The organism is Streptomyces nidicola, assembly GCF_050106155.1.
Lineage (GTDB): Bacteria > Actinomycetota > Actinomycetes > Streptomycetales > Streptomycetaceae > Streptomyces.
In genome coordinates, this window is the sequence record NZ_JBNBPI010000001.1 from 3,322,277 (window position 1) to 3,337,343 (window position 15,067).

Genomic DNA, 15,067 nt, shown 5'->3' on the forward strand with positions numbered 1-15,067 from the left:
GGCCCTCCCTCTCAGCGTACGGGAGCCCTCCCCGCCGGGAAGAGGTGCAGGCGGTGGGCCAGGGCCGCCGCCTCGCCCCTGCCCGCGACGCCCAGCTTCGCCAGGATGTTGGAGACGTGGACGCTGGCGGTCTTCGGCGAGATGAACAGTTCCTCGGCGATCTGCCGGTTGCTGCGCCCCGCCGCGACCAGGCGCAGCACGTCCCGCTCGCGGCTCGTGAGGCCGAACTCCTGCGTGGGGTCGGCCGGAGCGCTCTGTCGCGGCACGGCGCGGGTCAGGGCCAGCCGGGCGCGCTGGGCGAGCAGGGCGACGGACTCGGCGAGCGGGCTCGCGCCCAGGTGCTCGGCGACGGCGCCGACGAGCCGGAGGAGCTCGGTGGCGTGCTCCCGGTCGTCCTCCGCGCCCCGCGCGACCAGGGATTCCGCGAGGCGGAGCCGGACGCGGGCCAGGTCGTAGGGGCGGTCGAGGGGTTCGAACGCGGTGGCCGCCGCGCACCAGTCGTCCGGAGTGTCGTGGTCCTCGGCGCGCAGCAGCTCGGCGCGCACCCACTGCTCGTGCGCCTCCCAGACGGGTACCGGGGTGGCCTCGCGCTTGCCTGCGTCCCGGATGCGGGCGACCGCCTCGGCGCGCCCCGCGTCGGCGGCGGGCAGACCGCGGGCGTCGGCCTCTGCGGCCGCGGCGGTGTGCAGGAGGGGCCAGATGTAGCGCTGCACGGCGGTCGGCAGGCCGGCCGAGACGAGCCGCTCGAGTTCGGCACGGACGTCGAGGATGCGGCCCCGGGCCGCGGCCAGCGCCATGGTGAGCTGGGCGAGCGGGATCGTGTACTGCGGCATGGGGTCGTGCGGGCCGTAGCACTCGTGGGCGACGGCGAGGTGGTCGGCCGCTTCCTGGAGGCCGCCACGGCCGAGGGCGATGGTCGCGAGGTGCCTGCTCACCGTGCCGCGGGGCTTCTCGCTCCCGGCCGAAGTACGCGTCAGCTCCGCGGCCTCGACCGCCTCGTCCCACCGGCCGAGGGAGATCAGGGACTCCGCCTTGTTGCTGTGCACCCACCCCGTGGTGTCGGTGAGGCCGAAGCGGCGGCACAGGGCGATGCCCTCGTCGCAGATCCGCACGGATTCGGCGGAGCGGCCGGCGCCCTCCAGTGCGGAGGGCAGGTTCACGTTGACGTGGTTGATGCGGGCGATCACGCCGAGTTCGAGCGAACGGTCGCGCACGGCGTACATCTCGCTGAACCCCTGCTCGACGTCTCCGGCGTCCACGAGGAGGCCGCTGAGGATCAGGCGGGCATTCAGCTCCGTCTCCTCCGCGCCGACCATGCGCGCGTACTCGACGGCCCGCTCGGCGGCGGTGATCGCCTCGGGGCCCGGCTCGTGCAGCATGCCCCAGGAGGCGACGTTGGTGAGGACCTCGGCGTGCACCTCGGAGGGCGGCAGGCCGCGTACGAGGTCCTGGGCGGTGGCGATGTCGTCCCAGCCGTCGCCGCGGCCGAGGGTGGAGATGAGCCGGCTGCGCTGGATCCGGAACCAGGCCTGGCGGAGCTGGTCGCCGCCGCCGGGGGTGAGCGCGGCGTCCTCCAGGATGCGGATGGCACGCTTGGTGATCTTCAGGGAGCGCTCGCGCTCCCCGCACAGACGGCCCGCGACGGCCGCCTCCGACATGAGGTCGAGGTAGCTCAGCCGGGTCTCCGCAGGGTCGCAGTCACAGGCCGGGTAGACCTCCGTGTACGTCCCCATGCGCAGCCCCGCCCGCACCTCCTCCGGCGCCCCGTCCCACAGCTCCATCCCCCGCTCCAGGAGCCGCAGTTGCTCCGAGTACGCGTGCCGGCGGCGGGCCGCCACGGAGGCGTCGAGGACGGCGGGCAGGGCCTTCGCCGCGTCGTGGGCGTGGTACCAGTAGCTGGCGAGGCGCGTCACGCGCGCGTCGGCCGGCACCAGCGTCGGCTCGGCCTCCAGGGCCTCGGCGTAGCGGCGGTTGAGCCGGGAGCGCTCGCCGGGCAGCAGGTCGTCGCTGACGGCCTCGCGGACCAGGGAGTGGCGGAACCGGTAGCCGTCGCCGTCCGGCGAGGCGAGCAGGATGTTCGCGCCGACGGCCGCGCGCAGCGCCTCGATGAGCTCGTCCTCGCCGAGCCCCGCGACGGCCGCGAGCAGCGGGTACTCGACCGTGGAGCCGCCCTCCGCGCAGATCCGGGCGACGCGCTGGGCGGACTCGGGCAGCGATTCGACGCGGACGAGGAGGACGTCGCGCAGCGAGTCGGTCAGGCCCGTGGCACAGCCCTCGGCGCCGGACACGGCGAGTTCCTCCACGAAGAACGCGTTGCCGTCCGAGCGGCGGAAGATGTCGTCCACGACGGTGGGGTCGGGGTCCGATGCCAGGATCCCGGCGATCTGCCGGGCCACTTCGTCCCTGCTGAGGCGGCCGAGTTCGATGCGGGTGACCGTGCGCAGCCGGTCGAGCTCGGCGAGCAGGGGGCGCAGCGGATGGCGGCGGTGCACGTCGTCCGCGCGGTAGCTGGCGATGACGGCGAGGCGGCCGCTGCGCAGCGTACGGAACAGGTAGGTAAGCAGGTGGCGGGTGGAGGCGTCCGCCCAGTGCAGGTCTTCGAGGATGACGACGACGGTGTGCTCGGCCGCGACGTGCTCCAGGAGCCGCCCGGTGAGTTCGAAGAGGCGGGCCGTCGCGCTCTCGTCGCCGCGTCCGCCGAGGCCCCGGCCCGCGTGCTCGCCCAACTCCGGGAGCAGCCTCGCCAGTTCGTCCTCGCGGTCCGCGGCCGCCGCGGCCACCTCGGCGGGCAGGGTGCGGCGCAGGGCGCGCAGGGCGGTGGAGAAGGGGGCGAACGGCAGTCCGTCGGCCCCGATCTCGACGCAGCCTCCGGTGACGACGACGGCGCCCCGCTCACGGGCCCCCGCGGCGAACTCCTCGATGAGGCGGGTCTTGCCCACACCGGCCTCGCCGCCGAGCAGCAGCGCCTGCGGCTCGGCGGCGTGGGCCCGCTCAAGGGCCTTGTTCAGTACGCCCAGTTCGTCGGCCCGGCCGACGAAAACCGGGCTGACGGACCTGGTCTCCACATCGCTGAGGATCGCACACGGGTCTGACAGCGGGGCACTGGTTTTGGTGCCGCCCGCCCCGCCCGCGGGGCTCACGCGGCGCGTGGGGCGCGACGCCTGCGGGAGTGACCGGAACTCACCGGCCCCTCGGCGTCCTGGCTGCTTCCCTGGTGGCCCCGACGCTCCGCACGGCGAGCCTTGGCCTGCGTACGGGCGAAGCGTGCGAGGCGGTACCGCTCGGCGGTCTCGATGAGTTCCGCGGAGCGGAGCTGGTGCAGTTCGTACTCGAACATGTCGTCTCCCTGGTGACGATTTCTGCGGCTCTCGCGGAGCGTTTTCCGCGATGCCTCGACTTTCGTCTCCCAGGGGGGTGCGGCACATCGGGAGAGTGCCGCATGTTCGTGGGCCGCGCCTCCTTAGGCGCGGCCCACGGTGTGCCTTAGGCGGCTGAGCCGCCTTACGTAAGTGCCTCAGCCGCTGGTGCCCGGCATGCCGAGGATGAGGTCGGTGTACTTGGCGACGGCGAGCACCAGGCCGATGGCGCCGACCGCGAAGCCCGCCCAGGCGGTCGACTTGATCCACGGCGCCTGCGGCTTGCCGGGGGCGCCGAACGCGGGCCGGGCCAGGACGGCCGCGGCGACCAGCAGGGCGACGAGCGAGAAGGCGCCGCCGACCAGGGCGGCGGAGTGCCAGGCCTCGCCGTACATCGCGGAGATCTGCTTGGCGATGCCCGCGTTCTGCGCGGTGGTGAGCTGGCCCTTGAGCTGCGCGCGGGCCGAGGCGATGGTGCCGAGCCAGTTGCCGCTGAGCGCGACGACGCCGAGGGCCACGGAGACGATCGCGCCCGCGCCCTGGCCGATGCCGGACGGCTTCTCGTCCTGCTCCTTGAGGGCCGCGAGCTCGGCCTCGGCGGCGGCTTCGGCGGCCGCGTCGTCCGCGGCGGCCTGGTCCTCCGCGGCCTCGGCGCCCTTGGTGTCCTCGGCGTCCTTCGTGGTCTTCCCGGCGGCCTCGGTGGCCTCCTCGGTCGCCTCGGAGGTCGTGACCTCCGCGCCCTCCTCCCGCGTCTCGGCGTCGCGCTGCGCTTCAGTCTTCGTAGTCATGCTGCGCACCGTACGGACGGAGTCTGAGAAGTGTCTTAACGTTCCCTGTGCGCGCTCCGTGCGCTGCGCCACTCGGGCGCGAGCACGGACCAAACCTCCCGGTCATGGCGCTTTCCGCGCCAGGGAAAACTCTCTCGGAGCACTCCCTCTTTCGTGAACCCGAGGCGCCGGGCCACGTTCAGACTCGGGGTGTTCTCCGACGCGGCGACCCACTCCACCCGGTGGATTCCGCGCTCCTCGACGGCCCAGTCGATGAGGTGCCGCATCGCGCGCGTGATGAGACCGCGGCCTGCGGCGGCCGGCTCCAGCCAGCAGCCGACCTCGCAGTTGCCGTTCTCCGCGTCGAAGTTCAGGGCCAGTACGCCGCCCACGAGCGTTCCGTCCAGCCAGATGCCGTGGTACGCGCGCGTGCCCGCGGCCGTCGCGTCGGCGTGCTTCTGGAGCAGGTCCCGCGTGGAGGCGAGATCCGTCGCCGTGGCGCCGAACGGGATGAACTGCCCGATGAACTCCCGGCCCCGGTCCAGGTGGGCCAGGAACTCCTCGGCGTGCCAGGGCTCCAGGGGCCGCAGCTCGGCGCCGTCCTCACCCAGCGGGATCGCGTACATCGGTCTCCTCCGTCACCAGCTCGTCCAGCGCGCCGTCGGTGGCCGTGCGCTGCACCGGGATCCTCGCATCTGCGGCGGCGCGGCACTCGGGCGGCTCGATGCTCAGCCGCGGCAGGCGCCGGTCGAGCCACTTGGGCAGCCACCAGTTGGCGCCGCCGAGCATGTGCATCAGGGCGGGCACGAGGAGCGTACGGAGGATGAACGCGTCGACGGCGACGGCCACGGCGAGCGCGATGCCGAACATGGCGATCACCCGGTCCCCGCTGAGCACGAACGCCAGGAACACCGAAATCATGATCACGGCGGCCGAGTTGATCACGCGGCTGGTCTCGGCGAGCCCGACGCGGACGGCCCGCCGGTTGTCGCCGGTTTCCAGCCACTCCTCGTACATCCGGCTCACGAGGAACACCTGGTAGTCCATGGAGAGCCCGAAGAGGACCGACACCATGATCACGGGGAGGAAGGGCTCGATGGGCCCGGAGCGCCCGAGCCCGAGGAGCTCGCTCCCCCAGCCCCACTGGAAGATCGCGACGACGACCCCGAAGGCCGCGGCCACGGCGGCGACGTTCATCGCGGCGGCCTTGAGCGGGATCCCGACGGACCGGAAGGCGAGCAGGAGCAGCACGCACCCGAGGCCGACCACGACCCCGACGAACAGGGGCAGCTTGCCGACGATGACCTCCGCGAAGTCGTCGTAGCTCGCGGTGACGCCACCGACCTGCACATCGAGCGTGCTGTTCTGCTCGGCGGCCGGCACGACGTCGGCGCGCAGCCGGTCGACGAGCTCACTGGTCCGCTCCGACTGCGGCGAGGAGGTCGGCACGACGGTGAGGTGGGCCGCACTGTCGTCCGCGTTATACGTAACACGCGAGACGGAGGCGACCCCGTCGGTGGCCCGCAGCTCGCTCGTCAGCTCCGCGAGCGCGGCCTTGTCCTTGGCGCCGTCGACCTGGGTGACGAGGGTCAGCGGCCCGTTCACACCCGGCCCGAAACCGTCGGCAAGGAGGTCGTACGCCTGCCGGGTGGTACTGCTCGCCGGGCCGTTGCCCTGGTCGGACGTGCCCAGGTGGAGGAAGAAGGTGGGCAGCGAGAGCACCGCGATCACGGCGACGGCGAGCGCGCCGAGCAGCTTCGGCCGGCGCTCCACGAAGGCGGCCCAGCGGGCGGCGAGCCCGGTCGGCAGCTCGGGCTCAGGACCGTGCTCCGCGAGCCGCCGCCGCTCGCGCCGCGACAGGGCCCGCATCCCGATGAACGAGAGCAGCCCCGGCAGCAGCGTCACGGACGCGGCGACGGTGAGCAGCACGGTCACGGAGGCGGCGATGGCCACCCCGTTCAGGAAGCTCAGGCCCAGCATCAGCATGCCGAGCAGCGCGATGCACACGGTGGCTCCTGCGAACACCACGGCCCGCCCGGTGGTGGCGACGGCCCGCTCGGCGGCCTCGGCCACCGGAAGCCCCCGCTTCAGCCCCTTGCGGTGCCGGGTCACGATGAACAGCGCGTAGTCGATCCCGACGCCGAGCCCGACGAGCATGCCGAGCATCGGCGCGAAGTCCGCGACCGTCATGGCGTGCCCGAGCAGCACGATTCCCGCGTACGCGGTGCCGACGCTCACCAGCGCGGTGGCGATGGGCAGCGCGGCCGCGGCGAGCGAGCCGAAGGCGAGGAAGAGCACGACGGCCGCGACGACGACGCCGATGATCTCGGACGTGTGGGCCGAGGTCGACTCGGTGAGCGCGACGGCGCTGCCGCCGAGCTCCACCTGAAGGCCGTCGGGTCCGTCGTCCTCGGCGGCCTGCGCGGTGTCGACGACGGCCCGCGCCTGCCCCTTCGGGATGTCGTCGGCCTGCTTCTCGAAGGTGACCGTGGCGTACGCGGTGTGCCCGTCGGCGCTGATCGCGCCCGTGCCGCCGGCCTCGTACGGCGATCCGACGGAGGCGACGCCCGGGAGCCCGGCGAGCTCGTCCAGGGTGTTGCTCATCGTCTTCTCGACGTCGGCGGCGCGCACGGTGGAGCCCTCGATGTGCCAGACGACGGTGTCGCTGTCGCCGCCGAGCCCCGAGAAGTTCTCGTTCAGGAGCTGCGCGGCGCGTCCCGACTCGGTCCCCGGCGCCTCGTAGTCGTTCGAGTACGCGGATCCCGCGACGGCCGCGGCGGCGCTCGTGCCCACAAGGGCGGTCAACCACAGAAGTACGACCACGAGCCGGTGACTGACACACCAGCGGGCAAGTGCGGCCACGGACGCGCTCCCTGAGTCATTCGTTGATCTTTGTCCGGGAACATCCGCTTGGTGCGTGAACCGCCTGCAAAGAACACATGAGCAATGAGGGGACACTCTTACAGCCGGAAGTGATCCTTTGTCGCTTTCGTGTCCTTACTCACAAGGCGAGCACGGCCCACAGGGCGGTGGTCGACGCCGCCAGTGTCAGGGGGACCGTGAGCAGGCCGAGGCGGGTGAACTCGCCCAGCTCGGGCTCCGTGCCGTGGTCGTGCACGATGCGCCGCCACAGGAGGGTCGCCAGGGAGCCGACGTACGTGAGGTTGGGGCCGAGGTTGACGCCGATCAGGGCGGCGAGCAGCGGTCCCGGGCCCATCGGGGCGACGAGCGGGAGCAGGGCGAGGATCGCCGGCAGGTTGTTGATGACGTTGGAGAGAAGCGCCGCGACCCCGGCGATCGCGAGGAGCGCGGGCAGGGACGAACCGTCCGGCAGGAAGCCGGCGATGGCGTCCCCGAGCCCGTTGTCGACCACGGCCTTGACCACGACGCCCAGCGCGAGCACGAAGAGGCAGAACGGCAGGTTGGCCGCCTTGAGCAGTTCCACCGGGGTGCTGTGGCGGCGGGCGAGGGCCCGGGCGCCGAGAACGGCGGCCCCCGCGAAGGCGGCCCACAGCGGCTCGATGCCCGCGAAGGACGTGACGGCGAATCCGGCGAGCGTGAGCACGAGCACCGTGAGGGTGAACAGCGGGACGCCGGGCGGGTCCTCGGGGTCCGGGTCGTGCGCGGGCGCGGCCAGGTCGACCGCGAAGTAGCGGCGGAACACCGCGTACTCGATGCCGATCGCGACCAGCCACGGGAGCGCCATGAGCCCGGCGAAGTGCGTGAACGTGAGCCCGCTCGCCGTGAAGGCCAGCAGGTTCGTCAGGTTCGACACGGGCAGCAGCAGGGACGCCGAGTTGGCGAGGTGGGCGCTCGCGTAGACGTGCGGGCGCGGGCGTGCGCCGATCCGGGCCGCGGTGGCGAAGACGACCGGGGTGAGCAGGACGACGGTGGCGTCGAGGCTCAGTACGGCGGTGATCCCGGCGGCCACCGCGAAGACACCGCCGAGCATGCGCTTCGGGCTGCCGTGACAGGCGCGGGCGACGAGGTCCCCTGCCGCCCTGAACAGGCCTTCGTCGGCGCAGAGTTGGGCCAGCAGCAGAATCCCGGCGAGGAATCCGACGACCGGGAGTAGCTCCTGCACCTCGGCCCAGGCGTGGGCGGGCGTGACGGTACCGGTGGCGATGGCGACACCCGCGGCGGGCACCGCGACGACGGCCTCCGGCCACTTGCGGGGGCGTAGGACCGCAAAGACAAGCGTGACAGCGAGGAGCGCAAGAGAGACGAGCAATTTAAGCCCCTGCGGCGATTGAGCAGCGGGGTCCGGCAGAGCCCCGCGACGTCGGACACGAATGGGCGGCGGCCCACCGGCAACCCGATGCACCGCCGCCCAGGCGCTGTCAGCCTTCGCTGACGCCCAACTTCTCCAGGATCAGTTCCTTGACGCGCGCCGCGTCGGCCTGACCCCGGGTCGCCTTCATGACGGCGCCCACGAGCGCACCCACGGCCGCGACCTTGCCGCCACGGATCTTGTCGGCGATCGCCGCGTTGCCCGCGATCGCCTCCTCCACGGCAGTGGTGAGCGCACCCTCGTCCGAGACGACCTTCAGGCCGCGCTTCTCGACGACCTCGTCCGGCGTGCCCTCACCCTTGAGGACGCCGTCGATGACCTGGCGGGCCAGCTTGTCGTTGAGGTCACCCGAGGCGACCAGCTCGGACACGCGGGCCACCTGCTCCGGCGTGATCGGCAGCGCGCCCAGCTCGACGCCCTGGTCGTTCGCGGAGCGGGCCAGCTCGCCCATCCACCACTTGCGGGCGGACGCCGAGTCGGCACCGGCGTTGATCGTCGCGACGATCGGGCCGATGGCGCCCGCGTTGCGGATCGACTGCATGTCGTGGGCGCTGATGGCCCACTCCTCGATCAGCCGGTTGCGCTGCGTGAGCGGCATCTCCGGGAGCTCGGCGCGCAGCGCCTCGACCCACTCTCGGGACGGGGCGACGGGCACCAGGTCGGGCTCCGGGAAGTACCGGTAGTCCTCGGCGTTGTCCTTGATGCGGCCCGACGTGGTGGAGCCGTCCTCCTCGTGGAAGTGACGGGTCTCCTGCACGATCGATCCGCCGGAGGACAGCACCGCGGCGTGCCGCATGATCTCGTACCGTGCGGCGCGCTCGACGCTGCGCAGCGAGTTCACGTTCTTCGTCTCGGAGCGCGTGCCGAACTTCTCGGTGCCGTTCGGGCGCAGCGACAGGTTCACGTCGCAGCGCATCTGGCCCTTGTCCATCCGGGCCTCGGACACGTCGAGCGCCTTGATGACCTCGCGCAGCTCGGCGACGTACGCCTTCGCGACCTCGGGGGCCCGCTCGCCCGCGCCCTCGATGGGCTTGGTGACGATCTCGATGAGCGGGATGCCCGCGCGGTTGTAGTCGAGCAGCGAGTGCGAGGCGCCCTGGATACGACCCGTGGCACCGCCGACGTGCGTCGACTTGCCGGTGTCCTCCTCCATGTGGGCGCGCTCGATCTCCACGCGGAAGACCTCCCCGTCCTCCAGCTGTACGTCGAGGTAGCCGTCGAAGGCGATCGGCTCGTCGTACTGGGAGGTCTGGAAGTTCTTCGGCATGTCCGGATAGAAGTAGTTCTTCCGGGCGAAGCGGCACCACTCGGCGATCGAGCAGTTGAGCGCGAGGCCGATCTTGATGGCCGACTCGACGCCGATCTCGTTCACGACCGGCAGGGCGCCGGGCAGGCCGAGGCAGGTCGGGCAGGTCTGGCTGTTGGCGTCCTGCTTCAGCTCGGTGGAGCAGCCGCAGAACATCTTGGTCTTCGTACCGAGCTCGACGTGGACCTCGAGGCCCATGACCGGGTCGTACGACGCGAGCGCGTCCTCGTACCCCATCAGCTCGGAAGTGGTCGTGGCAGTCACGATTTCTGAAACTTCCCTCTCAGCCCAGCAGGACGTCGTCGTCGCCCAGGCGCTTGAGCTCCCGGTAGAGGATCGCCATGCCGGTGACGATGGCGGCGGCGGACACGGCGGCGTCGACCAGCCGCAGGGTGTCGTTGTCGTTGCGGGCCATCTTCGCCTGCTTCGCGACGCTGAGCGCCCCGAAGGCGGTGCTGGCCAGCGAGACATAGACGCCGGTCTTGGACTTCTTGAAGTTCTTGGCCTTCTTTGCCATGGCACTCACAGCGACGGAGCCTCCTCAAGCAGCGGGTGTCCCCACTTTTCCACGAAAGCGGCCTCTACGGCGGACCCGACCTTGTACAGCCGGTCGTCCTTCATCGCGGGGGCGATGATCTGAAGGCCGACCGGAAGGCCGTCCTCGGGGGCGAGGCCGCAGGGCAGCGACATCGCCGAGTTCCCCGCAAGGTTGGTCGGAATCGTGCACAGGTCCGCGAGGTACATCGCCATCGGGTCGTCGGCGCGCTCGCCGATCGGGAAGGCGGTGGTCGGCGTCGTCGGCGAGACGATGACGTCCACGCTCTCGAAGGCGGCCTCGAACTCCTGGGTGATCAGCGTGCGCACCTTCTGGGCGCTGCCGTAGTACGCGTCGTAGTAGCCGGAGCTCAGCGCGTACGTGCCCAGGATGATGCGGCGCTTGACCTCGTCGCCGAAGCCGGCCTCGCGGGTCAGCGCGGTGACCTCCTCGGCGGAGTGGCTGCCGTCGTCACCGACGCGCAGGCCGTAGCGCATGGCGTCGAACCGGGCGAGGTTCGAGGAGCACTCGGACGGCGCGATCAGGTAGTACGCCGACAGGGCCAGGTCGAACGACGGGCAGTCCAGCTCGACGATCTCGGCGCCCAGCGACTTCAGCAGCTCGACGGACTCGTCGAAGCGCTGCACGACACCGGCCTGGTAGCCCTCGCCGCGGAACTGCTTGACGACGCCCACGCGCATGCCCGCGACGGAGCCGTTCTTCGCGGCCTCGACGACCGCGGGGACCGGGGCGTCGATGGACGTGGAGTCGAGCGGGTCGTGTCCTGCGATGGCCTCGTGCAGGAGCGCGGCGTCCAGGACCGTACGGGCGCAGGGCCCGCCCTGGTCGAGGCTGGAGCTGAACGCGACCATGCCGAAGCGGGAGACGCCGCCGTAGGTCGGCTTGACGCCGACGGTGCCGGTGACGGCCGCGGGCTGGCGGATCGAGCCGCCGGTGTCCGTGCCGATGGCGAGCGGGGCCTCGTACGCGGCGAGGGAGGCGGAGGAACCGCCGCCGGAGCCGCCCGGGATCCGGGTGAGGTCCCACGGGTTGCCGGTGGGCCCGTACGCGCTGTTCTCGGTGCTGGACCCCATGGCGAACTCGTCCATGTTGGTCTTGCCGAGGATGACGACGTCGGCGGCCTTCAGGTTCTTGACCAGCGTCGCGTCGTACGGCGGGATCCACCCTTCGAGGATCTTCGAACCGACCGTGGTCGGGATCCCCTCCGTGGTGAAGATGTCCTTCAGCGCGAGCGGGACGCCGGCCAGCGGGCCGAGCTTCTCGCCCTTGGCGCGCTTCTCGTCGACGGCGGCGGCCTGCTTCAGGGCGCCCTCACGGTCGACGTGCAGGAAGGCGTTCACCTTCTCGTCGACGGCCTCGATCCGGGCCAGGTGGGCCTCGGTGACCTCGACGGCGGTGAGCTCGCCGGAAGCGATCTTCGCCGCGATCTCGGCGGCGGTCAGCTTGATGATGTTGACGTTGATGTCCGTCATGACTGTTTAGTCCTCCCCCAGGATCTGCGGCACCTTGAAACGCTGCTGCTCCTGGGCCGGGGCGCCGGAGAGCGCCTGCTCGGGGGTGAGCGACGGACGGACCTCGTCCTTGCGCATGACGTTCGTCAGCGGCAGCGGGTGCGAAGTCGGCGGTACGTCTTGGTCGGCGACCTCACTGACGCGGGCGACCGCGCCGATGATGTCGTCGAGCTGGCCTGCGAAGTGGTCGAGCTCTTCGGGCTTCAGCTCCAGACGCGCCAGCCGGGCGAGGTGGGCGACCTCCTCGCGCGTGATGCCAGGCATGCGGATCCTCACGGGGTGCGTGTTCTCGGTTTGGCCCCAATCCTATGGGTCGCGGGGCCGTGCCGAGGAACGGGTTTCCGGGGGCGGGACCCTCCGGGCTGGTGACCGGACTGCGGGGGCGGGGCGGGGCGGCACGCCGGTTCGGACCCGCGGGGGCGGGGTGGAGCCGATTCCGGGTGCGCGTCACACGGGGTTGGCGTGCGCAGTTCCCCGCGCCCCCAAGAGGGGCGCGGGGAACTGCGCGACCTCAGCCACGGGTGACCCGCACCGCCGGGGGCGCAAGGCCCGCCCACCCGAGGCGCACCGTCAGGTGAGGGGGCCTCGCTCGTCAGCGGGGGCCGCCGGAAGCGCCGCAGGCAACCGTTGCCAGCCGCGGTCGCCCCGCGCGCGGAGCCACGCCGTCGTCTCGTCGGGCGGCATCGCGGCGGCGACCAGCCACCCCTGCACCGCATCGCAGCCCAGGTCCCGCAGCCGCTCCCACGTCTCGTCGTCCTCGACGCCCTCCGCCACGACCAGCAGGCCGAGCGAATGCGCCAGGTCGACCGTGCAGCGCACGATCTCCGCGTCCTCGTTGTCCACGGCGAGCCGGGCCACGAACGACCGGTCGATCTTCAGCTCGCTCACCGGGAGCCGCCGCAGGTGCACCAGCGACGAGTAACCGGTGCCGAAGTCGTCGAGGGACATCTTCACGCCGTGCCCCGTGAGCCCCGCCAGGGTGTCCGCGGCCCGCTGCGGGTCCTCCAGCAGCACGTGCTCCGTTATCTCCAGCTGCAACGACCCGGCAGGGACCCCGTGCCGGGCGAGCCGCGCGGCGACCGCTCCCGCGAAGCCCGGCGTGTGCACGTCGCGCGGCGACACGTTCACCGCGACCGGCACGTGCAGCCCCTGCGCACGCCAGCGCGCGACCTGCCCGAGCGCCGTCTCCAGGACGTACTCGGTCAGATGCGGCATGAGCCCGGAGGACTCGGCGATGGCGATGAACTCGTCCGGCGGGACCTTTCCGCGCTCCGGGTGCACCCACCGTACGAGCGCCTCCAGGCCCGCCACGTGCCCGTCGAACCGGACCTTCGGCTGGTAGTGCAGCTCCACCTCGCCCGCGTCGAGCGCGCGCCGCAGATCGCCCAACAGGCCGAGCCGGTCGGGCGTGTTGGAGTCCCGCTTCGACTCGTAGACCTCCACGCCGGTGCGGTCCCGCTTGGCCTGGTACATCGCGACGTCGGCCCTGCGTAGCAGCCCCTCCGCGTCCAGCGCGTGGTCGGGGAAGACGGCGAGTCCCGCGCTCGCCTCCAGTACGAGGGTCAGACCGTCCAGGTCGAGGGGCGAACCGAGGGTCGCGACCAGGTTGCGGGCCACCCGCGTCGCGGACGTCGTGGAGTCGGCGACGGGCAGCAGCACCGCGAACTCGTCGCCGCCCAACCGCGCGACCTCCGCACCGCGCGGCAGCGCCGCTCTCAGCCGATCCGCGATCTGGAGCAGGAGCCGGTCACCGGCGAGGTGGCCCAGCGTGTCGTTCACCGAACGGAACCGGTCGAGGTCGATCAGCATCAGCGCGCTGCGCACCCCGATCCGCTCGGCGTCGTCGAGCGCGGACCAGGTGCGCTCCAGCAGCCACTGCCGGTTCGGCAGGCCGGTGAGCGGGTCGCGCAGTTGCTCCTCGGCGCGGGCCCGCGCGATCCACAGCGTGGAGTCGAGCGCGATCAACGGGATCGCGAACAACGGAAGAAGCACCGGCAGAGCGATCGCGACGACGCAGATCAGCGGCGCGATCCCGAGCAACGCGACGGCGACAAGGCCCTGCCGCACGAGCGAGGTGCGGGGGACGCTCGGCAGCCCCGAGTTCGGTGGCGCATGCACGTACCAGAGCAGGGTGCGGGTGATCAGCAGATACGCGAGGGCCGCGAGGGCCACCTCGGGCACGGTCGAAAGGCTCCAGCCCTCCGGCTTCCACGGCGTCTCGACGGACGGCATGCGGCCGAACGCGGCGAGGACGAGGGCGCCCGCGCCGATGCCGAGGATGTCGATGGCCCCGTGCAACAGGCCCTGGCGCCAGCAGTGCCTGCGGGCGATGCCGACGAGGACGACGACGGTGAGGCTGACCATGCCCGCGGGCACCCAGCCGTACAGGAGCAGCACGGCGAGCGTGAGTGCCGCACCGGATCCGGTGCCGCCCCACCAGCGGTCGCGGCCGAGCGCGACGAGGTGGCCGACGATGATCCCGGTCAGGATCGCGAGGCACCAGCCGACCGTGCCGGACGGGAAGAGCGCGTGCCCCTGCCGGAGCGACCAGTAGAAACCGCCGCCGAGCACGACGGCGGCGAGCGCCACCACCACGCCGGGCAGCAGCGGGACGAGCGCGGCCCGCGATGTCTCCCCCTGCCCCGCGTACTGATTGCGCGCGGGTGTCGCCATCCCGACCCGGCCGCCCGCGGGGGCGGTCCCGGGAAGCGGACCCTGGGCCCTGCCGGGGCCCAGGGCGCGTCCGGACACGACCCGTCCGTCACGCGCCCGGTCGTCGGATATGCGCACGCCGGGCGCGCCTTCGGACTTCGGGGGGCGGGCCGGCAGGCCGCGCAGGGGCTCGTCGATGCCTCGGGGCCGGGCCGGGGCGGACCGCTCCGGGCCCGCCGCGGTGTGCGTGTCGACCGAACTGCCGCTGCCCGCAGGGTGATCCTTCGCCCCGCGCCTCAGCAGCCCTTCGTGGCCCGCCACTTCGGGCCCTGATGTGTCAGGGGCCGGAGCCCCGCCCGTCCGGTCGGCGCCGAATCCGGCCGCACGCCACCATTTGCGCCAGTTCACCACACCACCGCGCTCGTTCTCCCCGTGACCGCTTTCGCTGCCGTCGACCCCGTCGCCGCAGTCGGGGCGCGGTGCCGTAGCGCGCCGCGCGCGTCGACGCGGGCGCAGGCGTGAGTCCGGGGCGGCGCTCTCGGTCGGTTCCATTCCCGTCCCTCTCACTGCCGGCGGTGCCTGCGTCCGCTGCCCGCTCTCCTCGCCTCCAGCGAGCGAGGATTCGCCC

Annotated in this window: 11 protein-coding genes; all 11 read right to left on the bottom strand. The window is 72.2% G+C overall.

Translation table 11 applies throughout. The features are described 5' to 3' along the window. Positions 1-11: 11 nt before the first annotated feature. The gene (locus ACOKM3_RS15040; RefSeq protein WP_426906795.1) at positions 12-3,077 is read right to left on the bottom strand and encodes a helix-turn-helix transcriptional regulator; all 3,066 of its coding nucleotides are present in this window, start codon (positions 3,075-3,077) and stop codon (positions 12-14) included. A 59-nt stretch (positions 3,078-3,136) separates the two neighbouring features. Further along, positions 3,137-3,337, bottom strand: coding sequence for a hypothetical protein (locus ACOKM3_RS15045; RefSeq protein WP_426900724.1), 201 nt, complete (start codon positions 3,335-3,337; stop codon positions 3,137-3,139). Positions 3,338-3,514: 177 nt separating this feature from the next. Further along, positions 3,515-4,144 (bottom strand): hypothetical protein, encoded by a 630-nt coding sequence (locus ACOKM3_RS15050; RefSeq protein ID WP_426900726.1) that lies wholly within the window; start codon positions 4,142-4,144, stop codon positions 3,515-3,517. A 35-nt stretch (positions 4,145-4,179) separates the two neighbouring features. Beyond that, positions 4,180-4,749 carry a GNAT family N-acetyltransferase gene (locus tag ACOKM3_RS15055; RefSeq protein WP_426900728.1) on the bottom strand — a complete coding sequence of 190 codons (570 nt, stop codon included), beginning with the start codon at positions 4,747-4,749 and terminating at the stop codon, positions 4,180-4,182. Then, positions 4,727-6,985 (bottom strand): MMPL family transporter, encoded by a 2,259-nt coding sequence (locus ACOKM3_RS15060; protein WP_426900730.1) that lies wholly within the window; start codon positions 6,983-6,985, stop codon positions 4,727-4,729. The genes ACOKM3_RS15055 and ACOKM3_RS15060 overlap by 23 nt, the downstream gene beginning before the upstream one ends. A gap of 139 nt (positions 6,986-7,124) precedes the next feature. Next, complete coding sequence (locus ACOKM3_RS15065) at positions 7,125-8,354, bottom strand: SLC13 family permease (protein WP_426900731.1); 1,230 nt, start codon at positions 8,352-8,354, stop codon at positions 7,125-7,127. Positions 8,355-8,463: 109 nt separating this feature from the next. Further along, entirely contained in the window at positions 8,464-9,984 is a 1,521-nt protein-coding gene (gatB, locus tag ACOKM3_RS15070; protein ID WP_426900733.1) for an Asp-tRNA(Asn)/Glu-tRNA(Gln) amidotransferase subunit GatB, read from the bottom strand. A 19-nt stretch (positions 9,985-10,003) separates the two neighbouring features. Next, positions 10,004-10,237, bottom strand: coding sequence for a hypothetical protein (locus ACOKM3_RS15075; protein WP_266718898.1), 234 nt, complete (start codon positions 10,235-10,237; stop codon positions 10,004-10,006). Positions 10,238-10,242: 5 nt separating this feature from the next. Further along, complete coding sequence (gatA, locus tag ACOKM3_RS15080) at positions 10,243-11,748, bottom strand: Asp-tRNA(Asn)/Glu-tRNA(Gln) amidotransferase subunit GatA (protein ID WP_426900735.1); 1,506 nt, start codon at positions 11,746-11,748, stop codon at positions 10,243-10,245. 6 nt (positions 11,749-11,754) lie between these two features. Further along, positions 11,755-12,051 carry an Asp-tRNA(Asn)/Glu-tRNA(Gln) amidotransferase subunit GatC gene (gene gatC, locus ACOKM3_RS15085; RefSeq protein WP_016432511.1) on the bottom strand — a complete coding sequence of 99 codons (297 nt, stop codon included), beginning with the start codon at positions 12,049-12,051 and terminating at the stop codon, positions 11,755-11,757. A 306-nt stretch (positions 12,052-12,357) separates the two neighbouring features. Then, positions 12,358-14,991: a putative bifunctional diguanylate cyclase/phosphodiesterase gene (locus ACOKM3_RS15090; RefSeq protein WP_426900737.1), complete on the bottom strand. Its 2,634-nt coding sequence runs from the start codon at positions 14,989-14,991 to the stop codon at positions 12,358-12,360. Between the last annotated feature and the right edge of the window lie 76 nt (positions 14,992-15,067).